21 protein-coding genes are annotated in these 23202 nt (G+C 70.0%); 7 read left to right on the top strand and 14 right to left on the bottom strand.

Going from position 1 to position 23202, the window contains the following annotated elements:
• Positions 1-36: 36 nt before the first annotated feature.
• The 9 genes from AB0G20_RS14955 to ychF form a co-directional block, all read right to left on the bottom strand.
• Complete coding sequence (locus tag AB0G20_RS14955; RefSeq protein WP_361301372.1) at positions 37-1539, bottom strand: acyltransferase domain-containing protein; 1503 nt, start codon at positions 1537-1539, stop codon at positions 37-39.
• A gap of 64 nt (positions 1540-1603) precedes the next feature.
• Positions 1604-2953, bottom strand: a complete 1350-nt coding sequence (locus AB0G20_RS14950) for an NAD(P)/FAD-dependent oxidoreductase (RefSeq protein ID WP_361301369.1) — start codon at positions 2951-2953, stop codon at positions 1604-1606.
• Between the two features lie 90 nt (positions 2954-3043).
• Entirely contained in the window at positions 3044-4534 is a 1491-nt protein-coding gene (locus tag AB0G20_RS14945) for an MFS transporter (RefSeq protein WP_361301366.1), read from the bottom strand.
• A gap of 76 nt (positions 4535-4610) precedes the next feature.
• The gene (locus AB0G20_RS14940) at positions 4611-5900 is read right to left on the bottom strand and encodes a wax ester/triacylglycerol synthase domain-containing protein (RefSeq protein ID WP_361301363.1); all 1290 of its coding nucleotides are present in this window, start codon (positions 5898-5900) and stop codon (positions 4611-4613) included.
• Between the two features lie 134 nt (positions 5901-6034).
• Positions 6035-6316, bottom strand: coding sequence for an acyl-CoA carboxylase subunit epsilon (locus tag AB0G20_RS14935; protein ID WP_361301360.1), 282 nt, complete (start codon positions 6314-6316; stop codon positions 6035-6037).
• Entirely contained in the window at positions 6313-7857 is a 1545-nt protein-coding gene (locus AB0G20_RS14930) for an acyl-CoA carboxylase subunit beta (RefSeq protein WP_361302413.1), read from the bottom strand. Before AB0G20_RS14930 ends, AB0G20_RS14935 begins: the two co-directional genes overlap by 4 nt.
• Before the next feature lie 230 nt (positions 7858-8087).
• Positions 8088-8534: a helix-turn-helix transcriptional regulator gene (locus tag AB0G20_RS14925; protein WP_361301357.1), complete on the bottom strand. Its 447-nt coding sequence runs from the start codon at positions 8532-8534 to the stop codon at positions 8088-8090.
• 522 nt (positions 8535-9056) lie between these two features.
• Complete coding sequence (locus AB0G20_RS14920; protein WP_361301354.1) at positions 9057-9881, bottom strand: IclR family transcriptional regulator C-terminal domain-containing protein; 825 nt, start codon at positions 9879-9881, stop codon at positions 9057-9059.
• 689 nt (positions 9882-10570) lie between these two features.
• Positions 10571-11659: a redox-regulated ATPase YchF gene (ychF, locus tag AB0G20_RS14915; protein WP_361301351.1), complete on the bottom strand. Its 1089-nt coding sequence runs from the start codon at positions 11657-11659 to the stop codon at positions 10571-10573.
• A 168-nt stretch (positions 11660-11827) separates the two neighbouring features.
• On the opposite strand from ychF, the gene AB0G20_RS14910 reads away from it, so the two are divergent.
• Positions 11828-12421, top strand: a complete 594-nt coding sequence (locus AB0G20_RS14910) for a DUF6542 domain-containing protein (protein ID WP_361301348.1) — start codon at positions 11828-11830, stop codon at positions 12419-12421.
• 22 nt (positions 12422-12443) lie between these two features.
• Here AB0G20_RS14910 and ppgK read toward each other — a convergent pair whose 3' ends face one another.
• The gene (gene ppgK / locus AB0G20_RS14905; protein ID WP_361301345.1) at positions 12444-13190 is read right to left on the bottom strand and encodes a polyphosphate--glucose phosphotransferase; all 747 of its coding nucleotides are present in this window, start codon (positions 13188-13190) and stop codon (positions 12444-12446) included.
• Between the two features lie 68 nt (positions 13191-13258).
• Positions 13259-14284 carry a 4-hydroxy-3-methylbut-2-enyl diphosphate reductase gene (locus AB0G20_RS14900; RefSeq protein ID WP_361301336.1) on the bottom strand — a complete coding sequence of 342 codons (1026 nt, stop codon included), beginning with the start codon at positions 14282-14284 and terminating at the stop codon, positions 13259-13261.
• A gap of 360 nt (positions 14285-14644) precedes the next feature.
• Between AB0G20_RS14900 and xseA the strand changes: the two genes are divergently transcribed.
• From xseA to AB0G20_RS14885, 3 genes are all read left to right on the top strand, one after another.
• Positions 14645-15853: an exodeoxyribonuclease VII large subunit gene (gene xseA / locus AB0G20_RS14895; RefSeq protein WP_361301333.1), complete on the top strand. Its 1209-nt coding sequence runs from the start codon at positions 14645-14647 to the stop codon at positions 15851-15853.
• A 9-nt stretch (positions 15854-15862) separates the two neighbouring features.
• The gene (locus AB0G20_RS14890) at positions 15863-16105 is read left to right on the top strand and encodes an exodeoxyribonuclease VII small subunit (protein ID WP_361301330.1); all 243 of its coding nucleotides are present in this window, start codon (positions 15863-15865) and stop codon (positions 16103-16105) included.
• 124 nt (positions 16106-16229) lie between these two features.
• Complete coding sequence (locus tag AB0G20_RS14885; protein ID WP_361301327.1) at positions 16230-16820, top strand: malonic semialdehyde reductase; 591 nt, start codon at positions 16230-16232, stop codon at positions 16818-16820.
• A 67-nt stretch (positions 16821-16887) separates the two neighbouring features.
• On the opposite strand, the gene AB0G20_RS14880 is transcribed toward AB0G20_RS14885, so the two are convergent.
• Entirely contained in the window at positions 16888-17412 is a 525-nt protein-coding gene (locus tag AB0G20_RS14880; protein WP_361301324.1) for a DUF4245 domain-containing protein, read from the bottom strand.
• Positions 17413-17539: 127 nt separating this feature from the next.
• Between AB0G20_RS14880 and glpX the strand changes: the two genes are divergently transcribed.
• On the top strand, positions 17540-18574 hold the full coding sequence (gene glpX / locus AB0G20_RS14875) for a class II fructose-bisphosphatase (protein WP_361301321.1): 1035 nt from the start codon (positions 17540-17542) through the stop codon (positions 18572-18574).
• A 75-nt stretch (positions 18575-18649) separates the two neighbouring features.
• Here glpX and AB0G20_RS14870 read toward each other — a convergent pair whose 3' ends face one another.
• Positions 18650-19027 (bottom strand): WhiB family transcriptional regulator, encoded by a 378-nt coding sequence (locus AB0G20_RS14870; protein WP_248504352.1) that lies wholly within the window; start codon positions 19025-19027, stop codon positions 18650-18652.
• A 114-nt stretch (positions 19028-19141) separates the two neighbouring features.
• Positions 19142-19828, bottom strand: coding sequence for a DUF1707 domain-containing protein (locus AB0G20_RS14865; RefSeq protein ID WP_361301317.1), 687 nt, complete (start codon positions 19826-19828; stop codon positions 19142-19144).
• Positions 19829-19984: 156 nt separating this feature from the next.
• Here AB0G20_RS14865 and AB0G20_RS14860 point away from each other — a divergent pair, with 156 nt between their 5' ends.
• Positions 19985-21661, top strand: a complete 1677-nt coding sequence (locus AB0G20_RS14860; RefSeq protein WP_361301314.1) for a fumarate hydratase — start codon at positions 19985-19987, stop codon at positions 21659-21661.
• 77 nt (positions 21662-21738) lie between these two features.
• A complete protein-coding gene (locus tag AB0G20_RS14855; protein ID WP_361301311.1) occupies positions 21739-23142 on the top strand; it encodes a class II fumarate hydratase in 1404 nt (467 codons plus the stop codon).
• Positions 23143-23202: the final 60 nt, after the last annotated feature.

Genomic DNA, 23202 nt, shown 5'->3' with positions numbered 1-23202 from the left:
CGGAACGGGAAGACGACAGCAGCCCGCTGCGCGCCGTCAGCCGGTGGCGACGGCCTCCCGGCCGGACAGCTCCGTGAGCACGAAGTCGACGATCTTGTCTATGGTGTTGTAGTTCTCCAGGCGGAAGCCGGCCTCCCGTGTGGGCAGGCCGTATCGCTTGGAGGCGCGGGAGAGCAGCTCGACCTGCTTGACCGAGTCGACCCCCAGTTCGGCCTCCAGTTGCACGCCGTCCTCGAAGACCTCCTCCGGGTACTCCAGCGCCTCGGCGTACAGGGTCCGCAGTTCGGCGTGGATCTCCGCACGGTCCGGTGCCTCGGCGGACGGCGCCGGCGAGGTAGGAGCCGGTGCGGCAGGGGTGGTCGCTCCGGTGCCGGGCGAGGGTGTCTGCGCCGCCGGCTCCGGGGTGAAGTCGCCCAGGTCGTCGGCGATGCGCCGGAGCACCTCGTCGCCGTGCTGGGCCCAGTACGCCTCGAACACGCCGGCAGGCACTGTGGGGGCCAGCAGTTCGGCGAGGCCCGGGGCCGCCCTGGTCGCATCGGCCAGACCGGCGTCCCGCAGGACCCGCAGGGTGGCGTCCAGCGCGAGGCCGCCGTCGCCGTCGACCGCGAGTGACGGCAGGGCGCGTACGTCCGAGCCCTTGGTCAGCCGGACGACGAGCTTGGACAGCGCGGCCCGCCCGCCCGCTTCCACGAACGTGTTGACACCGGCGGTCTGCAGGTGGCGCACGGCGGCGGCGAACCGTACCGGGGAGACGAAGTGCTCGGCGAGACGGTCGGCCAACGCGTCGTCGGGCTCGTAGTACCGCTGGAGGATCGGCGAGTACACCAGGCGCTGCAGCGGGTGCTGGTCCAGCTTGCCGACGTAGGCGGCGAATTCGGGTACGGCGGGGGCGAGAGCCGGGGTGTGGAAGGGGAAGGGGGCGTCGATCTCGATGGCGCCGATGCCCAGTTGCCCGGCGATCGCGATCACCCGGTCGAGAATCTCGCCCGGGCCGCTCACCACGGTCTGCTCGTCGTGGTTCTCGGTGGCGACGGCCAGCATCGGGTCGTCCAGCAGTTCCAGCAGGCGGCGAGACCGCTCGGCGCCGGCGGACAGCGCCACCATGCGGCCCTCGACGGCGTTCTGCCGCTGGATGACCGCCACGCGCTGGGCGACGATTCGCACCCCGTCCTCGACGGAGAACGCCCCGGCGGCGACCAGTGCGGTGATCTCGCCGAGGCTGTGGCCGACGAGGACGTCCGGACGCACCCCCTGGGCGTCCAGGACCTCGTACGCGGCCAGGCCGGCGGCGTAGATGGCCACCTGGGAGACCCAGGCTTCGTCGTCGAGGAGTTCGCGCAGGTCCGTGGGGTGCGCCCCGAGGACCACGTCGGATATTCGGCGCGAGAACAGGCTCATGGTCTCCGCGTCGATACGCTCGAAGACCCGCCGGACCTGCGGGTACTTCTCCTCGGCCAGGCGCAGGGCTGCACTGTCGAATCCGCCCTGGCCGGGGAAGAGGAAGGTGGTGCGCAGGTCCGTCGACGTGTGGACGGTCATGGTGGTGCCTCCAAGCTGGTGGTGCGGATCGGATGAGGACGAGAACGAGGGGGGAGGGCGAGGTTCAGGCCAGGTACTGGCCCATGGGGCCGAGGTTCTTGGCCACCAGCCGGTCGGCGGTGCGGGTCGCCCCGGGGATGTGCCGGGGCGCGCCGCGGGCCAGCCAGCGCACCATTCGCAGTTTCCAGCCCGGCCCGTTGCCCGGCTCCAGATAGTCGAGCAGGGCGTGGACGCTGGCCGGCGAGTAGAACTCCGCCGGGTGGATCATCGTGGCGAACATGCCGACCATCGCGCGGCCGTGTGTGGGGCTGCGGTTCATGGCCCGGATGAACGCCAGTTCCTCGCGCGAGTGGTCCGCGATCGTCGCATGGTCCCGGGTGTAGCGGTAGTGGCCGGTGACCAGGTCGTCGCGGTCGCGGGCGTAGCGGGCGAGCGCGGCCGGCAGCGGTTCGCTGCCGGAGAGGCCCGACCCGATGGCGGTGGCGAGGAGTTCGGCGCCGCGCAGTCCGTCGGTGATCCCGGCGGCGGTGATCGGGTCCCGGGTGTAGCCCGCGTCCCCGACCAACGCCCAGCCGGGGCCGTGCGAGCGGCGCAGGAAGTTGGGTACGGCCCCGGTCATCCAGCGGTCGACGCGCTTGGTCGTGCGCAGCAGATCGGCCCGCTCGGGATCCACTTCGTCGAACGCGGAGATGACCGTACGGTCGCGGTCCTCGTCGCTCGTCGCCTTGAAGTCGGCCACCGGCAGAGCCACTCCCACGATGGTCAGCCCGTCGTGGGTCGGCCAGGTGAACGCGTGCTTGCCGGCCTGACGGTAGGTGCGGACCCGCCCGTCGTGCGGTAGTCCCTCCCAGTACGACCAGTGGCTCTTGTTGAGGACGGGGTGCGCGTCGTACTTCGGCGCGTCCACCAGCCGGGCCAGGGTCGAGTTGGAGCCGTCGGCCCCCACCACGACCGGGGCGTGTTCGACGACGGGGGTGCGGTTCGCCGTCTCCCCCCGCACACCGGTGACCGTGCCCGCCTCGTCGGTGATCAGCTGCCGGACCGAGACGCCGGTACGCAGTTCCGCCCCGGCCCTGACCGCGGCGTCCAGCAGGATCTGGTCGAGCCTGGCGCGCTCCGGGGAGTACGCCTCGCCCACCCCGTCCAGGGCGGGTAGCCGGGCCATCAGCTCCACCGGGCCGCTGCGCAGGCCGTACTCGATGATGGGCGGGCAGCCGGTGGCCGTCAGCTCGTCGAGCAGACCCCAGCGTTGGAGCCGGAGTATGCCCGGCGGGTGGACCAGGTTGGTCGCCGCCGCCTTGCCGCCCGGGAACACGGCCCGGTCGAGCAACAGCACCTTGTGGCCTGCCCGAGACAGCAGCATGGCCGTGGCGGCGCCGCTGATCCGTGCGCCGACAACTATTGCGTCGTACATCTCGACTCCCTGCCACTGGCTGGTCGACTGTCGGGCGAATGCGTACGGTCCGGGCCCTTGCCCAGAGCGGCCCAGGGCTCCGGGCGGCTGTCAGCGCTGCGAGGGTTCCAGCACGTCAGTCGGGTCCGACGGGCCGGCCGGGTTCGTCTTCCCGGTGTCCGGGCGCTCCTCGTCCTCTTCTTCCTGCCACGCGTCGTTCTGCTCCCTGGACCGGCGCGGTGCGGCCAGGATGGCGAGGCAGCCGAGGGCGGCGATCGCGGCGCCGACCCAGGTGGCCGGGACGAGGCCGTCCACGAAGGCCTGCGGCGAGTCGTAGCCGCCCTGGGCGGTGAACACCGACGTCAGCACGGCCACGCCGAGCACACCGCCGAGCTCCCTGAAGGTGTTGTTGGCTCCGGAGGCGATGCCCTGGTCACGGGGGGCGACGATGTTCATGGCCATCTCGGCGACGGGGGCGAAGAACAACCCGAGTCCGATGCCGCCGAGCACCAGCCCTGGAACCTGGTCGGCGTAGTCGGTGTTCGCCTCGGTCACCAGGGCGAGCCAGCCGAGGCCGACCGCCTCGAACAACAGGCCCGTGGCGACCACCAGCCGGTTGCCCAGCCGCCCGGTGAGCAGGGCGGTGAACGGGGCGACCAGGACCGGCATCGCGGTCCACGGCAGCATCCGCACCCCCGCTTCGAGCGGCGAGAAGCCCTGAATGTTCTGCATGAACTGGGTCAGCAGGAACACCAGCCCGAACATGGCGGCGAACATCAGGAGGCTGGCCGAGTTGACAGCGCTGAACGAACGGCTGCGGAACAGCCGCATCGGCAGCATCGGGTGGGGGGTGCGCAGCTCCCAGAGGACGAAGGCCGCGATGAGTGCCACTCCGGCGATCAGGTAGGTCAGCACCTCGCTGCTGGCCCAGCCGTGCTCGGTGGTCCGCACGAGGGCGTACACCACTCCGAACATGCCGAGGCTCAACAGGATGGTGCCCGTCTTGTCGAGCGTGCTCTCCGGGTGCTTGCTCTCAGCGAGCTTCCACAGGCTGAGTGCCAGCACCACCACACCGATCGGCACATTGACCCAGAAGATCCACTCCCAGGAGATCTTCTCGACGACGGCGCCGCCGATCAGCGGCCCGAGCGCTACAGCCAATCCGCTCAGCGCACCCCAGATGCCCAGCGCGAGGGCACGCCGGCGGGGCGGCACCGCGACGGTCAGCAGGGTCAGCGTGAGTGGCATGACGATGGCGGCGCCGAAGCCCTGCACGGCACGGGCGATGATCAGCTGCTGGGCGGTGTCCGCGAGGGCGCACGCCGCCGACGCCACGGTGAAGACGACAAGTCCCGCCACGAACATCTTGCGGCGGCCGAAGCGGTCACCGGCCGCCGCACCGGCCATCAGGAAGACGGCGAAGGACAGGGTGTAGGCGTTCACCGTCCATTCCAGGTCCTGCAGGCTCGTGTCGAGCGACTTCTGGATGGCGGGCAGAGCGGTGATGACGACGAGGTTGTCCAACGCCGCCATGAAGACCGCGAGTCCGGTCACGATCAGGGTCCATACGGAATGACCGCGAGAACTGGACCGACTCGACATGGAAAGCCCTCCGAAGAATGGGTGGTGGGGGGACGGGACGTGGGGATGCGGGACAGGGTGCACGCGGTACGGACGGCTACGCCGGGTGCAGCACGTTCATCGCGTCGAGCTCGTCGAGGGCCTCACGCCACAGGACGGCCAGCCGCTGGGCGTCCGGCAGCCTGCTGTCGTACAGGAAACTCACCTGCACCCGCGAGCCGCAGGACAGCAGCGTCACCGACAGGGCGTTGCCCGGCAGCAGCACACCGAGCGGTATGGCATCCACGACCTGGTCGCCGCGGAAGGAAAGAGAGGCGGGCAGAAGGTAGTTGGAGGCGTACAGCGGGGACGAGCGGGGGCTGAGCAGTCGCCTCACCGTCCAGCGGATCAGGGCTGCCGGCAGCAGAGCGATCAGCGCCCTGCTGGCCGGCCGCAGACCGTTGGAACGCATCCGCTGAGTGCTGCCGACGAGCTGCGCGAACGCCTCGGCGGGCGGCAGTTCCTGGCTGGGCAGTGTGACGAATGCCGTCGTGAGATGGTTGCCGACGGCGTCCTCCTCACCGTTCTGCCGGGTACTCAGCGGCATCCGCACCGGTACGGGCGACGCGCGGAACACCGAGCGCGCGTCGCGGCGACCGTCGCCCGTCGTGCTCCAGGCGGACAGCGCGCCCCACAGTGCCATGAGGAAGGCGTCGTTGACGGTGCCGCCGAACTCCCTTCCCAGTTCGCTCAGTTCGCGCCGGGTCGCACTCGTACTGCACATGGCCAGGTTCTCCGGGCCGGGATACGTCCTGGGCCAGAGCCGACCGGGCGCCAGCCCCCGCACCATGCCGGCGCCCACGCTGAGTGTGCCGTGCAGCAGCTCCAACGGCCCGGCGGTGCACAGCGGTCCCGCGCGCAGCCCGTCCCGCTGCCCGTCCCGGGGTGTCGGCCCCGAGTGCGGAGTGCCGCCGAACAGGACGGCGGCGACGTGGGCCGCGCCCATCCCGTCCTCCAGGCCGTGGTGGACCCGGTAACAGACGGCGTACTCACCGTCCGCGTATCCGTGGACGAGGTGGATCGACCACAGGGGGCCGCTCTCGCTCAGCGGCAGGCGCACCAGGGCGGTCAGCACCTCGTCCAGCGGGGTACCGGCAGGGAGCTTCATCTCCTGTACGTGGTCGTGCAGGTCGAAGCCGGCACTGGGGGCACGGAACGCGCCGCGCCTGCCGGTCACCGCCCGGTGGGTCAGCCGCGGCAGGCCGGGCAGTCGCTCCGCCAGGTGGTCATGGACCTCGTCCAGCGAGGGCGCCTCTCCACGGAACCGTAGGAACTGCCCTTGGGTCAGGCTGAGTTCGCGGTCCATGCCGAGGAAGACCTCGTCGATCGGGTTGAGTGGATGTTTCACTATCGGCTCCCAGTCGATTGAGTCGGGGAAACCGGCGTCGGTACGGCACACGGGTACGGTCCGGGGCGCGGCCCCAGCCCCTGTCGGCCCAGGACGGGCGGGCCGCGGCCTCCGGCTGCTTTCGCGGGGGCGGCTCATGACATGCCCCGGGCGGGGCCCGCGGGGCCCGGCCGGTGTCTGCCCGCGTCGCGGCGCCAGGAGCCGGCCGGGCGGGTACGGCCGTCGCTGCCCCATCGCACGCCCACCGGGCCCGGCGGCGTCCACGGCGCGGTGGTGTCCGCCTGCCGCGCCATGGCCCCCAGGACGGCGGTGACCGCGGCCAGTTCGAGATCGTCGGGACGCCCCCGCACCACCGTGAGCACGGTGTCCGTGGTCGCCGTACCCGTGCTGTCCGTGGTGTCCGCGGCGCCCGTCATGCCGGCGGGTTGCCGTGCTTGCGCGACGGCAGGTCGACGTCCTTGCTACGCAGGACACGCAGCGCCTCGATGAGCACCGAGCGGGTGTGCGCGGGATCTATGACATCGTCGACGAGGCCGCGTTCAGCGGCGTAGTAAGGGTGCATCAGCTCTTGCCTGTACTCCTTGACCAGCTGGGCCCGGGTCACCTCCGGAGCGTCCGAGGCGGCGATCTCCCGGCGGAAGACGACGTTCGCCGCGCCCTCGGCGCCCATCACCGCGATCTCGTTCGTCGGCCAGGCATACGTCAGGTCGGCGCCGACGGACTGGGAGTCCATGACGATGTACGCCCCGCCGTAGGCCTTGCGCAGCACGAGGGAGATACGCGGCACGGTGGCGTTGCAGTACGCGTACAGCAGCTTCGCGCCGTGCCGGATGATGCCGTTGTGCTCCTGGTCCACGCCGGGCAGGAAACCCGGTACGTCGACGAGGGTGACCAGGGGGATGTTGAAGGCGTCGCAGGTGGAGATGAACCGGGCGGCCTTCTCCGAGGCGTGGATGTCCAGTGCTCCGGCCAGGTGGGCCGGCTGGTTGGCGACCACGCCGACGGTCCGCCCGTCCAGCCGGGCCAGCGCACAGATGATGTTGCCCGCCCAGCCCGCGTGCGTCTCCATCAGCTCGCCGTCGTCGACGATCTCCTGGATCACCGCGCGCATGTCGTAGGGCCGGTTTCCCTCGGCGGGGACCAAGTCGGCGAGCGCGTCGGTCCGGCGGCCCGCCGGGTCGTCGGATTCGAGGGCCGGCGACAGTTCCCGGTTGTTGGACGGCAGGAGCGACAGCAGGTAGCGCACTTCCTCGAGGCATTCGGCCTCGTCGTCGTGGACGAACCCGGCGACGCCGGAGACCGTGCCGTGGACGTCGGCGCCGCCGAGCCCGTTCTGTGTGATCTCCTCACCTGTCACCGCCTGGACCACGTCAGGTCCGGTGATGAACATCTGCGAGGTCTCACGGACCATGAAGACGAAGTCCGTCAGGGCAGGCGAGTAGGCGGCACCGCCCGCGCACGGACCGAGCATCACCGAGATCTGCGGGATCACACCCGAAGCCCTGGTGTTGCGCTGGAAGATCCCGCCGTACCCGGCCAGTGCGGAGACACCCTCCTGGATACGGGCCCCCGCACCGTCGTTGAGCGACACCAGCGGGGCGCCCGCCTTGACGGCCATGTCCATGATCTTGTGGATCTTCGTGGAGTGGGCCTCACCGAGCGAGCCGCCGAAGATGCGGAAGTCGTGGGCGTACGCGAAGACGGTGCGGCCGTGGACCGTGCCCCAGCCGGTGACGACGCCGTCGGTGTGCGGCCTGCGATTCTCCAGGCCGAAGCCGGTGGCGCGGTGCCTGCGCAACTGCTCGACCTCGGTGAACGAACCCTCGTCGAAGAGGAGGTCCAGGCGTTCGCGGGCGGTCAGCTTGCCCCGGGCATGCTGCTGCTCGGTGGCGCGCGCGCCGGGCCCCTGCTCGGCGGCCAGGCGGGTGGCGTGCAGGGCGTCGACGCTGTCCCGCATGCCGGGCGGGGCGGGCTCGGGGGCATGCGCCGTACGGGTCTGCGCGGGGCTCTCGGCGAGAGCGGCGGGCTGGGCCGGCATGGGCGTGTCCTTTCTCCGTCACCGAGGAAGAGCGAGAGCAGCGAGATTCCACGAAGTCGGGCCTGTCGGGGCCTTCGCAGGGTGTGTCTCGGGAAAAGCTCCGGAGAAAAACCGGGCCCGTGACCTCGGTCCTTCCTCCCAGGCATAAACTATCTTGTATCCACTCTGCGCGGAACTGCACCTTGGTACAGGCGGCGAAAAGAATGGGCGACAAGGCCTGCTTGCAACCTGGATTCAACACGCAATTTGCTCAGCACTCGTGCCACATGGAACTTGGCTGTTCGTTCGGTGATATCCAGTTCGCGCGCGATACTGCGGTTGGAATATCCCTCGCCGAGGAGACCGAACACTTCCGCCTCGCGCGCGGAGAGCAGCGGAACCCGTTCCAACTCCTGCTTCCAGGAGAGTAGTTCGTCATCTCCTTCACCGGCGGAGCCTGTACTGTGACCTGCGGCGTGACCTGCGACACAAACTGCGGCAGGCCCTAAGGTGCCACTTGCAGCGGCACTGGCCGCCGCGCAGTAAACCGATTTCTTCCCCTCGTCCGGCCGCTCTTCCGGCGGTGCGTGCGAACGGGTATCGACAGCGTAGACCAAGACAGCTCCCCTGACGGCGAATCCGGATCGCCGGAACTCCGGCTCATCACCGTTCAAGTATTAGGCACCGGCATCGAGGTCTGTCAAGAAACGCAAATCCTCTCCCGCACGGTGAGAATGGGCGCCGCACCATTCCCGGCACACGAGAAACGACACCGGATTCTCATGTACGGCGAAGCGAATGCTTCGTGAACGCCGGTCACACACAGGATGCCCCGACAGGAAGTTTTGTGACAGCAGGATCACCTCGCGATTGCGGCGATGATTCCGCTGGAGGCCCCGCGTACGCGGGGCCTCACGGGATCTCCAGGGACCTCTCGCCTCCGGGGTCGGTCGGGCCGCGCGCACGCCCTCCACGGGGCCATGGCCCCGGGTACGCCCGGGGCGCGAGACCAACCGGGCGTACCCGCGCGTGGAGCCGTACCGCGCACCCGTACCGCGGAGCCGCGCTCACCACTTGCGGCTCCGCGGTCGGGCCCTGTGGGCCCCCGGGACCAGGACGAGTGGTCTCGACCCCCGGGATCAGAACGAGCTGGCGGTCTCCGACGACCAGGCTCCGCGGCCGCCTGCCTCGGTGAACACCGCGGCGGCCCCCTTCATCGCCCTCAGAATGCCGGCGGGCCACTCAGGCATGGCCTCCTTGGGCTTGAGCACCGCCACGGAACCCATGATCAGCCCATCCCAACGGACCGGCACAGCAAGGCCGTTCCAGCCGGTGGCGCACTCCTCCGAGTCGATGGCCACCCCTTGTTCGCGCACGGCCGTGAGGGAGGCCAGCAGGGTGCCTTTGTCCCGGAACGCCCCCGGGCCTGCGCCCACGGGAGTCGGCTCGGCCAGCACGCCTTCCTGGATGACCTCCGGCAGGTGGGCGAGGATCGCCCGCCCGCAGGCACCCGTACGCAACGACTGAAAGACCGTCAGGAGGGCACGCTGGCTGACACCGAGCTCCGACAGGTCGGAGTCGCCGACAGCCATGTCCAGGCACTGCTTCTTGGCGCCGCCGAAGGGGGCCAGCCCGAAGAGGAACACGAGCCCTCCGTCGGTGGCCCTGCGTATCTCCTCTAACACCCCATGCGCCTCAGCGGTGTTGGGCGCGTGCGCGAGGGCCTTCAGGCCGAGACGCGCGGCGCCGGAGCCGAGCCGGTAGAGGCCACGCCCCTCGCGTACGAATATGCCGTCGTGAATACCGGACTGCAGAATCCGGTGAACCGTCGAGTCGTCCAGTCCGGTCACCTCGGCCAGCTCACCTGGACCGTGCATCTGTCCTTCGAGCTCGGTGAAAGCTCGTTGGACCCGGAAGACCCGCACGGCGTGTTCGCTTCCCCCTTGATTACCGCTCTTGACCATGTTTCCCCGTTCCCCGTCCCCTGTTGGGTGCCCTTCCTGGCATCAGAACCCATGCCCGACCACGGCACCAGCGACCTCCGCGACCCTACTATTCCCTCAAAAACTCGCTGGTGGCCCTGGGGAAGACCCGGGTGTGGGAGCGTGTACCGCGGCGACACCGGATGGGATTCCGGCGATATCGATCATCGGTATGTGGGAAGTGGCTACTCCCGGCATCGTCGAGCGGATGACCACGACGGTCCCGCTCGGCCAGATGGCCGAGGTCAGGCAGATCACCGAGGCCGCCGCCTGACTGCTCAGCGACCGCCCCTGGTACGTGACCGGCGCGATGATGCCGGTCGATGGCGGCGCCGGCGTCTGAAACCGCGGCCCGGGCCGCCACCCGCCTGTGCCCCGACTTTCCCACAAGCGGCGCCCGCATCAAGATCGCCACCTGGGTCACCGACTTCGACAACACAGGCAACTACGAACGATGTGCGGCTGCAAGAGCCCGATCGACTACGAACGCGCGACCGAGCCATCCTCGCCGAGGGACTGTCCGCATGGATCGTCTCCACGGTTCGAGGAGATTGACATCGATGCCCAGCACGAATCCAGCACGGTAAAAATCCAGGGGTCTGACCCTGGAGAGTCAGACCCCTTCTGACCTGCAAGTTTGCGGGATGGGCAATGTGGTGCTAAGTCACCCGCTAGACATTGAAGCGGAACTCCACCACGTCCCCGTCCTGCATGACGTAGTCCTTGCCCTCCATGCGGGCCTTCCCCTTCGCGCGGGCCTCCGCCACCGACCCCGTCTCCACCAGGTCGTCGAAGGAGATGACCTCCGCCTTGATGAAGCCCTTCTGGAAGTCCGTGTGGATGACGCCGGCGGCCTCGGGGGCGGTGGCGTTCTTCTTGATGGTCCAGGCGCGGGATTCCTTGGGGCCGGCGGTCAGGTACGTCTGCAGCCCCAGGGTGCGGAAGCCGACGTGTGCCAGGGTCGCCAGGCCCGGCTCCTCCTGGCCGACGGACTGGAGGAGTTCCAGCGCCTCGTCCTCGTCGAGCTCGGCGAGGTCCGCCTCCAGCTTGGCGTTGAGGAAGATCGCCTCGGCCGGGGCGACCAGAGCCCGCTGCTCGTTCTTGAAGTCCTCGTCGGTCAGCTCGTCCTCGTCGACGTTGAAGACGTAGAGGAACGGCTTGGTGGTGAGCAGGTGCAGGTCGTGCAGGAGCTCCGCGCGCTCGCTGCCCTGGACGAGGCCGTGCGCGAAGAGCGTGTCGCCCTTCTCCAGGATCTCCTTGGCCTCCTCGACGGCCTTGACCTTCGGCGCGATGTCCTTCTTGATGCGCGACTCCTTCTGGAGGCGCGGCAGGACCTTCTCGATGGTCTGCAGGTCGGCGAGGATCAGCTCGGTGTTGATCGTCTCGATGTCGTCCTTGGGCGAGACCTTGCCGTCCACGTGGACGACGTTCTCGTCCTTGAAGGCGCGGATGACCTGGCAGATCGCGTCGGACTCGCGGATGTTCGCGAGGAACTTGTTGCCCAGGCCCTCACCCTCGGAGGCGCCGCGCACGATGCCGGCGATGTCGACGAAGTCGACCGTGGCGGGGAGCACCCGCTGCGAGGAGAAGATCTCGGCCAGTTTGGTGAGGCGCGGGTCGGGGACGCCGACCACGCCGACGTTCGGCTCGATGGTGGCGAACGGGTAGTTGGCCGCCAGCACGTCGTTCTTGGTCAGGGCGTTGAACAGGGTCGACTTGCCGACATTCGGCAGACCGACGATTCCGATCGTGAGCGACACGTTGCGACTTCCCGTGAGTGGAGGGCCAGGGGGCCAGGGGACCGGCCGATCCACCAGTCTACGGCGTGTCCGGAACCGTCCCGGCGACGTATCGAACGCTTGGCCAAGCCGTGCTCCACGGCGTGTCAGAAGGGCTATTCGGCATATAGAACGACCTAAGTTGGTGCGGTGGAGCAATACAGGACGCGATCTCCCCAGTACGGACCGCGACGGGACCGGCCCAGGCCGCCCCGGCAACCCGTGCCGTCCCAGGCGGGACGGGGAGCGGGGGGCGAGCCGGTGCGCGCGGCCCGGCCGCCCGGGCCGCGGCGCCGCCCGGTGCCGGTACGACGGCCCGCGCCCGCGTCGACGCCCGCCAAGGGAGGACTGCCGAACCCCCGGCTGACCGGCCTGGGCAGCGGGCTGTTCTGCGCGGTGGTGATGTTCCTGCTCGGCGCGCTCTGCGGGGCGCTGTTCGGGGCGTCCTCGACGGCGTACGGCGTGCTGTTCCTGCCGGTGTGCGCGCTGACCGCCCTGTGGGTGCGCCGGGGGGACCTGATGACCGCGCCCGTCGTCGTACCGATCGCGTTCGCCGTGGGGCTGCTGCCGTTGGCCGAGGGCGAGGGAGGGACCGGCGGCAGGCTGATGGGCCTGGTCACCGCGCTCGCCACGCAGGCCGGCTGGCTGTACGGAGGGACGTTGATCGCCGGGCTGATCGTGATCGTCCGGCGGATCCGGCTGGTGCACCGGCGGCGGACGGCCGGAGCCCGGCCGCCGGTGTGACACCTCTTCGTCCGAAGAGGCCCTACCGCTCGGCCGCCCGCATCGCCGCTCCCACGATCCCCGCGTTGTTCTGCAACTGCGCCGGGACGATCTCCGCCTTGATGCCCTCGATGTAGGGCAGGAACTTGTGGGACTTGCGGCTGACGCCGCCGCCGATGATGAACAGCTCCGGCGAGAACAGCATCTCGACGTGGGCGAGGTACTTGCGCACGCGGTGCACCGCCCAGTGCTCCCACGTCATGTCGTGGTCCTCGCGGGCCTTGCTGGAGGCCCGCTTCTCCGCGTCGTGCCCGTCGAGCTCCAGGTGGCCCAGCTCGGTGTTGGGGACGAGGACGCCGTCGACGAAGACGGCGCTGCCGATGCCGGTACCGAAGGTCAGCAGGATCACCGGGCCCCGGCGGCCACGGCCCGCACCGAAGTTCATCTCGGCGACGCCCGCCGCGTCCGCGTCGTTGACCACCGTCACCGGCAGTCCGCCCAGCCGCTCGCCGAGCAGCGCGCGGGCGTCGGTGTCGATCCAGCTGTCGTCGACGTTCGCCGCCGTGCGGATCGTGGCTCCGTCGGTGACCACGCCGGGGAACGTGACACCGACCGGACCCGTCCAGCCGAAGTGGTCGACGACCTGCTTGACGCCGTCGGCCACCCCGTCGGGCGTGGCCGGGTGCGGGGTGAGGACCTTGTGGCGCTCCTGCGCCAGGTCGCCCTTGTCCAGGTCCACCGGGGCACCCTTGATCCCCGATCCGCCGATGTCCACTCCGAAGATCTGCATGGCCTTACGTTACGACGAACGACTGACCGTCACAGGCCGGACAGCGGTGCTGCCCGGCCTGTGCCCGATCACTCCGCGGAATTTTCACCGGTCCCGGCGCCGCCCCGCTCGGCGGTCAGGGCCGCGGCCTCCTCGCGCAGGTCGCGGCGCAGTTCCTTGGGCAGGGAGAAGGTGATGGACTCCTCGGCCGCCTTGACGATCTCGACGTCCTCGAAGCCGCGCGTGGACAGCCACTCCAGAACCTGCTCGACCAGGACCTCCGGGACGGAGGCGCCCGAGGTGACGCCGACCGTGGTCACGCCCTCCAGCCAGGCCTCGTCGATCTCGTCGGCGAAGTCCACGAGGTAGGCCTCGCGGGCACCGGCGATCTTGGCGACCTCGACGAGCCGCTTGGAGTTGGAGGAGTTGCGCGAGCCGACGACGATGACCAGCTCCGACTCGGCGCCCATCTGCTTCACGGCCAGCTGGCGGTTCTGCGTGGCGTAGCAGATGTCGTCGCTGGGCGGGGAGATGAGCTGCGGGAACTTGTCCTTCAGGGCGTCGACGGTCTCCATGGTCTCGTCGACGGACAGCGTGGTCTGGGAGAGCCAGACGACCTTGGACGGGTCGCGGACCTCGACCTTCGCCACATCGCCCGGTCCGTCGACGAGCTGGATGTGGTCGGGGGCCTCGCCGGACGTCCCGATGACCTCCTCGTGGCCCTCGTGGCCGATCAGGAGGATGTCGTAGTCCTCGCTCGCGAAACGGACGGCTTCCTTGTGGACCTTGGTGACGAGGGGGCAGGTGGCGTCGATGGTGGCGAGACGGCCGCGCTCGGCCTCCTCGTGGACGACGGGGGCGACCCCGTGTGCCGAGAACATCACGATGTTGCCCGGGGGGACCTCCTCCGTCCTCTCGACGAAGATCGCGCCCTTCTTCTCCAGGGTCTGCACGACGTACTTGTTGTGGACGATCTCGTGCCGGACGTACACCGGAGCGCCGTACTGCTCCAGGGCTTTCTCGACGGCGATCACGGCGCGGTCCACACCCGCGCAGTAGCCACGGGGGGCGGCGAGCAGGACACGGCGGCCAGGCGAAGCAGACATGCGTCCCATCGTAAGGCCGCGTTCGGCGGGTCAAAGATCGCGTCCGCGCGGAGTCCCCGGGAAGACTGACATTCGCGACGCGAGTGACGTACAGGGGGAGCGATCCGGGGCACGATGTCCGGGACCGGAACGGCGGCCCCTGGCACGCTGGACGCCAAGGCGCACGGCGGCGGTCGCGCCGGTCTGCGCCGTCGGCACGATCGCGAGGGCGTTCACCGCGTTCGGCTGCGCCCGGATGGTGCGGGTGGCCCCCCGGGCACGCTCGGTGTTCGCCTGCGCGCGTGGGGCTCGGGAACGGGGCGGGTCGTGGCGGGTCGGACGGCTTGCGGGTGAGTGGTCTTGTCAGCGGTTCCCACTACTCTCGCGGGCATGGCTGTGAACACGAGTCCGGAAGCCCCGCTGCCCGTCGGTGAGGTGTCGCGGCTCATCGGGGGCTGGATCGACCGGCTCGGGGCGGTGTGGGTCGAGGGGCAGATCACGCAGTTGTCGCGGCGGCCGGGCGCGGGGGTGGTGTTCCTGACGCTGCGGGACCCGTCGTACGACATCTCCGTCAGCGTCACCTGCTACCGGCAGGTGTTCGACGACGTCGCGGACGTGGTGAGCGAGGGCGCCCGGGTCGTCGTCCTCGCGAAGCCCGAGTGGTACGCCCCGCGGGGGCAGCTGTCGCTGCGGGCCGCCGAGATACGGCCCGTGGGGGTCGGTGAGCTGCTCGCGCGCCTGGAGCAGCTGAAGAAGGCCCTCGCGCGGGAGGGGCTGTTCGCGCCGGAGCGCAAGAAGCCGCTGCCCTTCCTGCCGCAGCTGGTCGGGCTGGTCTGCGGACGGGCCTCGGCCGCCGAGCGGGACGTCCTGGAGAACGCCCGGCACCGCTGGCCCGCCGTCCGCTTCGAGGTGCGCAACGTCGCCGTGCAGGGCGTGCACGCCGTGCCGCAGGTCGTGCAGGCGGTGAAGGAGCTCGACGCGATCGACGACGTGGACGTGATCATCGTGGCCCGCGGCGGCGGCAGCGTGGAGGACCTGCTGCCGTTCTCCGACGAGCAGCTGATCCGCACGGTCGCGCAGTGCCGCACGCCCGTGGTGTCCGCCATCGGGCACGAACCGGACAACCCCCTGCTGGACCACGTCGCCGACCTGCGCGCCTCCACCCCGACCGACGCGGCCAAGAAGGTCGTGCCGGACGTCGGCGAGGAGTACGAGCGGGTGCGGCTGCTGCGGGACCGGGCGCGGCGGTGTGTGGCGGCGCTCGTGGAGCGGGAGGAGCGCGGGCTGGCGCACGCCCTCGCGCGGCCGTCGATAGAGGATCCGCACCGGATGATCGACGCGCGCGCCGACCAGGTGGCGGACCTGCTCGACCGGGGCCGGCGCTGCCTGCGGCACCAGCTCGACCGCGCCGACTCGGAGCTGACGCACACCCACGCGCGCGTGGTGGCCCTCTCCCCCGCCGCGACGCTGAAGCGCGGGTACGCCGTGCTGCAGAAGACGGACGGGCACGCCGTCCGCGACCCCGGCGAGGTGACGGCCGGCGAGGCCCTGCGCGCCCGGGTCTCCGAGGGCGAGTTCTCCGTACGAGTCGACACATAGGGTGGGTGGATGACCAGCGAGGTTGATGAGACACCGGGCACCAGCGAGGCGCTCGGGTACGAGCAGGCGCGGGACGAGCTGATCGAGGTCGTCCGGCGCCTGGAGGCGGGCGGTACGACGCTGGAGGAGTCCCTCGCGCTCTGGGAGCGGGGCGAGGAGCTGGCCAAGGTGTGCCGGCGCTGGCTGGACGGGGCCCGGGCGCGGCTGGACGCGGCCCTGGCGGAGGAGGCCTCGGAGGACGACGCGGAGTAACCGGGACCGTTCGGTTCGGGGTGACACACGACACCCTCACGTTAGTTGAACGTTGAACTTCATTCGCGTACGGTCGAAGACGTCAGCCGGTCTTCCGGACCGACCGTCGAGAGAAAGTGCCTTCATGTCCCTCGTTCTTGACCCCGCCGCCCAGGACCTGCTGTTCCGTGAGGCCCGATCCGCCAACACCTTCACCGACGAGCCGGTGACCGACGAGCAGGTGCAGGCGATCTACGACCTGGTCAAGTACGGTCCGACCGCCTTCAACCAGACGCCGCTGCGCATCACCCTGGTCCGCTCCCCCGAGGCCCGCGAGCGCCTGGTGGCACACATGGCCGAGGGCAACCGGCCCAAGACGGCGAGCGCCCCGCTGGTGGCGATCCTCTCCGCGGACAACGAGTTCCACGAGGAGCTGCCGCACCTGTTCCCGGCCGCCCCGCAGATCAAGGACATCTTCTTCGCCGAGCGCCCGGCCCGCGAGAACGCCGCCGCGCTGAACGCCGCCCTCCAGGCCGCGTACTTCATCGTCGGTGTCCGCGCCGCCGGTCTCGCCGCCGGCCCGATGACCGGTTTCGACTTCGAGGGTGTCCGCAAGGAGTTCCTGGACGACGACCACACCCCGCTGATGGTCGTCAACATCGGCCGCCCCGGCCCGGACGCCTGGTACCCGCGCTCCCCGCGCCTGGAGTTCGACCAGGTCGTCACGACCGTCTGAACCGTCCCCGCGGACGTACACGAGGAAGGCCCCCGGCCACGACGCCGGGGGCCTTCCTCGTGCGCGTTCACTTCGTCCGCAGCGCCTCGGCCATCTTCGTCAGCTGTGCGAACGACGCGGTGCCCGTCACGACCGTCGTCGAGCCCTTGGTGCCCTCGAGGACCAGCGCGTCGTACCGGCCGCCCTCGTAACGGGTCCAGGTCTCGCCGCCGATCTTCTCGGTCTTCCCGGTCTCCCGCGCGCCCTGAGTCGCCTCGTCGAGGAAGACGGGGCGCCGCTGAGTGGACTGCTCTACCGCCACGTACTCCCCCTCGGGGTCGTGGAAGCCGAGGTGCCAGGCGTCGAACTGGTCGCCCCGGAAGCGGACGGAGGTGGCCTTCCATGCGTCGGGCAGACCCTGCGGCGCGGCCACGGGGTAGGAGGCGGCGCGGCGTGCCGTGAGCAGCTCGACCCGGTAGTCGACGGCCTTGACGTCGGGCGGGGAGTCGTCGTGCGGGATGAAGAGGTACACGAAGCCCGCCACGAGGATGATGATTCCCATGGAGAGGATCATGTCCCGCGCGGTCTTCTGCTTGCCGTTCGTGCCTGCCACGCCCCCTATCGTCGCAGGTCCCTGCTGCGCTCATCCGTGGGGGCCCCTGCTCATTTTGGCGGCTCGGGGATAGAGTCAGGCGACAACACCCTCATCCGGCCGTCGTCGTACAGAAAGGTGCGCTCCGATGACCGAGCATCATCACTTGCCGTCCGAACTCGATGTGCCCTCCGAGGCCCCCGACCGCAACCTCGCCCTGGAACTCGTCCGGGTCACCGAGGCCGCGGCGATGGCCGCGGGCCGTTGGGTCGGGCGGGGTGACAAGAACGGCGCCGACGGTGCCGCGGTGCGCGCCATGCGCACCCTCGTCTCCACCGTCTCGATGAACGGCGTCGTCGTCATCGGCGAGGGCGAGAAGGACGAAGCCCCGATGCTGTTCAACGGGGAGCGCGTGGGCGACGGGACCGGGCCCGAGTGCGACATCGCCGTCGACCCGATCGACGGCACCACGCTGACCGCGAAGGGCATGACGAACGCGATCGCCGTGCTGGCCGCCGCCGAGCGCGGGTCCATGTTCGACCCGTCCGCCGTCTTCTACATGGACAAGCTCGTCACCGGTCCGGAGGCGGCGGACTTCGTCGACATCAACGCCCCGGTGTCGGTGAACATCCGCCGGGTCGCCAAGGCGAAGCGGTCCGCGCCGGAGGACGTGACGGTGGTGATCCTGGACCGGCCGCGCCACGAGGGCATCATCAAGGAGATCCGGGACACCGGGGCGCGCATCAGGCTGATCTCCGACGGCGATGTGGCCGGCTCGATCCTGGCGCTGCGCGAGGGCACGGGCGTCGACCTGCTGCTCGGCGTCGGCGGTACGCCGGAGGGGATCATCTCGGCCTGCGCGGTGAAGTGCCTGGGCGGCACGATCCAGGGCAAGCTGTGGCCCAAGGACGACGAGGAGCGGCAGCGGGCGATCGACGCGGGGCACGATCTCGACCGGGTGCTGACGACCGAGGACCTCGTCACCGGGGAGAACGTGTTCTTCGTGGCCACCGGGATCACCGACGGGGAGCTGCTGCGGGGGGTTCGCTACCGGGCGGAGACCGCGACGACCGACTCGATCGTGATGCGGTCGCGGTCGGGCACGGTGCGCCGGATCGACTCCGAGCACCGGCTGAGCAAGCTGCGCGCCTACAGCGCGATCGACTTCGACAAGGGGAAGTAGCCCCGAGAAGAAGGCCGGCACAACGAAAGGGCGTCCCCGGTGCGGTGGGGACGCCCTTGTCGTGCTGCTCGGCCGTCAGCCCGCCGCCGCTATCTGGTCCGCCGGGCGGGCCGTCTTCTTCAGCTCCATGTCGCGGCGGCGGCGCCGGGCCAGGACCACACGGCGTTCCGCGGCGGTGAGGCCGCCCCAGACGCCGTAGGGCTCGGGCTGGAGCAGGGCGTGTTCGCGGCACTCGACCATCACGGGGCAGCGGGCACAGACCCGTTTCGCCGCTTCCTCCCGGGACAGCCTCGCGGCGGTCGGTTCCTTGGAGGGGGCGAAGAACAGGCCGGCCTCGTCACGCCGGCACACCGCCTCGGTGTGCCACGGGGCGTCTTGGTCCCTGTCTCGCGCTGGCACCCGCGGGGCCGGAACGGCAGCTACCTGCAGGGACGAATGCGGCGGTTGCAGCACGGTCTACTCCTGACGACGGCTTCGCGAGCGAGAGACGATGCAGCAAGGCCTACCCGCTGTACGCGCGCCTATGCACTGAGTTCCGAACCGCCGGATTCGGGGGATTCGCGACTGTCAATGCCCCAGGTGTTTGCGCAAACTCCTGTCGACCTTGCGCTGCACCCGGTCCAGGATGTCCGCCACGACCTTGCCGCGCCTCGGCCGCGCCTCGACGCTGCCCAGGACGGCCCAGCCGTCGACGTAGACGATGGGGGCCTCCGGTTCGCCCGAGTCGAGTGTGGCCACCTCGAAGCTGCCGAGGACGCCGCCGCCCATGCCGCGCAGCGACACGTTCTCCGGGACCCGGATCTCGACGCTGCCGAAGATCGCGAACGACTTGACGACGACCTGCTGGTGGTCGAAGAGGGCCTCGCTGAGGTCTATCTCGACACTGCCGAAGATCGCGTACGCGTGGATACGGCGGCCCGCGCGCCAGCGGCCCTTGCGGACGGCGCTGCTGAAGACCGCGACCACGTTGTCGTCCGGGTCGATCGGGATGGCGCCGGCCGTGGGCCGCCGGGGGGCCGGGGCATGAGCAGGGCCGGGGCCCGGGCGGTGGGCCGCGGGCAGGTCACGTACGAAGACCTCCAGTTCGCCGACGGTCTTGGCGCGCAGCACCCCCTCGACGCGCTCGGCGTGCTCGTCCGCGGTAAGGCGGCCCTCGGCCAGGGCGTCGTGCAGGATGTCGGCGATGCGGTCGCGCTCGGCGTCGGAGGCGCGGAGCTCGGAGACGGCCGGCGCGGTCTGCTTCTGAAGGTCCACGGCAGCAGCGTACCCACTCACGATAGATCGCGACACCCCCCGCGTCACCTTCGACTGTGACGAACTGAGCCTTACCTCACAAGCTCGCTGTCAGCGGCAGGTTCTACGCTGGTTGGCGCCCGCCAAAGGAGGCGGGCCGCGTCTGTCGAGTGAGGAATGGGCGAGATGCCTGAGTTCGCGTACACCGATCTGCTCCCCCAGGGCGAGGACACCACCCCGTACCGCCTGGTGACCTCCGAGGGTGTCTCCACGGTCGAGGGGCCGGACGGGCGGACCTTCCTCCAGGTGGAGCCGGAGGCGCTGCGCAAGCTCGCCGAGGAGGCCATCCACGACATCCAGCACTACCTGCGCCCGGCCCACCTCGCGCAGCTGCGCCGCATCATCGACGACCCCGAGGCGTCGAGCAACGACAAGTTCGTGGCGCTGGACCTCCTGAAGAACGCGAACATCGCGGCGGCCGGTGTGCTGCCGATGTGCCAGGACACGGGCACGGCGATCGTGATGGGCAAGCGCGGGCAGAACGTGCTGACCCGGGGCCGCGACGAGGAGGCCCTCAGCCGCGGCATCTACGACGCGTACAAGAACCTGAACCTGCGCTACTCGCAGATGGCTCCGCTCACCATGTGGGAGGAGAAGAACACCGGCTCCAACCTCCCCGCGCAGATCGAGCTGTACGCGGCCGACGGCGGCGCCTACAAGTTCCTCTTCATGGCGAAGGGCGGCGGCTCGGCCAACAAGTCGTTCCTGTACCAGGAGACGAAGGCCGTCCTGAACGAGTCCTCCATGATGAAGTTCCTGGAGGAGAAGATCCGTTCGCTCGGTACGGCGGCCTGCCCGCCCTACCACCTGGCGATCGTGGTCGGCGGTACGTCCGCCGAGTACGCGCTGAAGACGGCGAAGTACGCCTCCGCGCACTACCTGGACGAGATCCCGGCGGAGGGCTCCGAGCTCGGGCACGGCTTCCGGGACAAGGAGCTGGAGCAGAAGGTCTTCGAGCTGACGCAGAAGATCGGCATCGGTGCGCAGTTCGGCGGCAAGTACTTCTGCCACGACGTGCGCGTGGTGCGCCTGCCGCGGCACGGCGCGTCCTGCCCGGTCGCCATCGCCGTGTCCTGCTCCGCCGACCGCCAGGCCGTCGCGAAGATCACCGCCGAGGGCGTCTTCCTGGAACAGCTGGAGACGGACCCGGCGCGGTTCCTGCCGGAGACGACGGACGAGCACCTCGAAGAGGGCGACGTCGTCAAGATCGACCTGAACCAGCCGATGGAGACGATTCTCGCGGAGCTCACCAAGTACCCGGTGAAGACCCGTCTGTCCCTGACCGGCCCGCTGGTCGTGGCCCGCGACATCGCGCACGCCAAGATCAAGGAGCGGCTGGACGCGGGCGAGGAGATGCCGCAGTACCTGAAGGACCACCCGGTGTACTACGCCGGTCCGGCCAAGACGCCCGAGGGCTACGCGTCGGGCTCCTTCGGCCCGACCACGGCCGGCCGGATGGACTCCTACGTGGAGCAGTTCCAGGCGGCGGGCGGCTCCAAGGTGATGCTGGCCAAGGGCAACCGCAGCAAGCAGGTCACGGCCGCCTGCGACGCCCACGGCGGCTTCTACCTCGGCTCCATCGGCGGCCCGGCCGCGCGTCTCGCCCAGGACTGCATCAAGAAGGTCGAGGTCGTCGAGTACGAGGAGCTCGGCATGGAGGCCGTCTGGAAGATCGAGGTGGAGGACTTCCCGGCGTTCATCGTGGTCGACGACAAGGGCAACGACTTCTTCCAGGACCCGGCGCCGGCGCCGACCTTCACCTCCATTCCGGTACGCGGTCCCGGACTCGCCTGACAACGGCGGTGACGATTCGCCTCCACGGGGAACAGTGGTCGCGGCGCTGACGCTGTGACACGTGGAGGTGATCGTCGATGACCGACGAGCAGGACAGGACCGAGTACCGCACCGAGCACGACTCCATGGGCGAGGTGCGGGTGCCCGCCCACGCCAAGTGGCGGGCGCAGACCCAGCGGGCCGTGGAGAACTTCCCGGTCTCCGGGCAGCGCATCGAGCGCGCGCACATCGAGGCGCTGGCCCGGATCAAGGGGGCGGCGGCCAAGGTCAACGCCGAGCTGGGTGTCCTGGACAAGGACATCGCCGGGGCGATCCAGGAGGCGGCCGCGGAGGTCGCCGAGGGGACGTGGGACGAGCACTTCCCGGTCGACGTGTTCCAGACGGGGTCCGGGACCTCGTCCAACATGAACACCAACGAGGTCATCGCCACCCTCGCGAGCGAGCGGCTGGGCAGCGCCGTGCACCCCAACGACCATGTGAACGCCTCCCAGTCGTCCAACGACGTCTTCCCCTCCTCGATCCACATCGCCGCCACCGCCGCCGTGACGCGCGACCTCGTCCCGGCCCTGGAGCACCTCGCCGCCTCCCTGGAGCGCAAGGCGGAGGAGTTCGCCGACGTCGTGAAGTCCGGGCGGACGCACCTCATGGACGCCACGCCCGTGACGCTGGGCCAGGAGTTCGGCGGGTACGCGGCCCAGGTCCGATACGGCGTCGAGCGGCTTCAGGCCTCCCTCCCCCGCCTCGCCGAACTGCCCCTCGGCGGTACGGCCGTGGGCACCGGCATCAACACCCCGCCCGGCTTCTCCGCCGCCGTCATCGAGGAGGTCGCCCGCACCACCGGGCTGCCCCTGACCGAGGCCCGGAACCACTTCGAGGCGCAGGGCGCCCGGGACGGCATCGTCGAGACCAGCGGACAGCTGCGGACCATCGCGGTCGGGCTGACGAAGATCGCCAACGATCTGCGCTGGATGTCCTCCGGGCCGCGCACCGGCCTCGCCGAGATCGCCCTGCCCGACCTCCAGCCCGGCTCCTCGATCATGCCGGGCAAGGTGAATCCGGTCATTCCCGAGGCCGTGCTGATGGTCGCCGCGCAGGTCGTGGGCAACGACGCCACCGTCGCCACCGCCGGCGCCGCCGGGAACTTCGAGCTCAACGTGATGCTGCCCGTCATCGCGAAGAACGTGCTGGAGTCGATCCGGCTGCTCGCCAACGCGACGCGGCTGCTCGCCGACCGGACCGTCGACGGCATCACCGCCGACCGCGAGCGCGCGCGGGAGTACGCCGAGTCCTCCCCCTCGGTCGTCACACCGCTCAACAAGTACATCGGCTACGAGGAGGCCGCCAAGGTCGCCAAGAAGGCGCTGGCCGAACGCAGGACGATCCGTCAGGTCGTGCTGGACGGCGGGTACGTGGAGCGCGGCGATCTGACCGCGGAGCAGCTCGACGAGGCACTCGATGTCCTGCGGATGACTCACCCGTGACGGGGGAACGCGTTCGTGTGCCCGGCGCGTGAACCGTGACACGCGCCGCAGCGTCGTATG

Origin of the sequence: Streptomyces sp. NPDC024017 (genome assembly GCF_040638895.1) — a bacterium.
Classification (GTDB): Bacteria; Actinomycetota; Actinomycetes; order Streptomycetales; family Streptomycetaceae; genus Streptomyces.
The sequence above is the reverse complement of the archived record's forward strand: the minus strand, read 5'-3'. Positions and strand labels throughout refer to the sequence as shown.

Coding starts and splice junctions, on each gene's coding strand:
- AB0G20_RS14890 (WP_361301330.1), top strand. CDS start 15,863: ATGACCAGCGAGGTTGATGAGACACCGGGCACCAGCGAGGCGCTCGGG.
- AB0G20_RS14885 (WP_361301327.1), top strand. CDS start 16,230: ATGTCCCTCGTTCTTGACCCCGCCGCCCAGGACCTGCTGTTCCGTGAG.
- AB0G20_RS14860 (WP_361301314.1), top strand. CDS start 19,985: ATGGGCGAGATGCCTGAGTTCGCGTACACCGATCTGCTCCCCCAGGGC.
- xseA (WP_361301333.1), top strand. CDS start 14,645: ATGGCTGTGAACACGAGTCCGGAAGCCCCGCTGCCCGTCGGTGAGGTG.
- AB0G20_RS14900 (WP_361301336.1), bottom strand. CDS start 14,284: ATGGGACGCATGTCTGCTTCGCCTGGCCGCCGTGTCCTGCTCGCCGCC.
- AB0G20_RS14945 (WP_361301366.1), bottom strand. CDS start 4,534: ATGTCGAGTCGGTCCAGTTCTCGCGGTCATTCCGTATGGACCCTGATC.
- AB0G20_RS14955 (WP_361301372.1), bottom strand. CDS start 1,539: ATGACCGTCCACACGTCGACGGACCTGCGCACCACCTTCCTCTTCCCC.
- AB0G20_RS14855 (WP_361301311.1), top strand. CDS start 21,739: ATGACCGACGAGCAGGACAGGACCGAGTACCGCACCGAGCACGACTCC.
- AB0G20_RS14930 (WP_361302413.1), bottom strand. CDS start 7,857: ATGCGGGACAGCGTCGACGCCCTGCACGCCACCCGCCTGGCCGCCGAG.
- AB0G20_RS14935 (WP_361301360.1), bottom strand. CDS start 6,316: ATGACGGGCGCCGCGGACACCACGGACAGCACGGGTACGGCGACCACG.
- AB0G20_RS14920 (WP_361301354.1), bottom strand. CDS start 9,881: ATGGTCAAGAGCGGTAATCAAGGGGGAAGCGAACACGCCGTGCGGGTC.
- glpX (WP_361301321.1), top strand. CDS start 17,540: ATGACCGAGCATCATCACTTGCCGTCCGAACTCGATGTGCCCTCCGAG.
- AB0G20_RS14950 (WP_361301369.1), bottom strand. CDS start 2,953: ATGTACGACGCAATAGTTGTCGGCGCACGGATCAGCGGCGCCGCCACG.
- ppgK (WP_361301345.1), bottom strand. CDS start 13,190: ATGCAGATCTTCGGAGTGGACATCGGCGGATCGGGGATCAAGGGTGCC.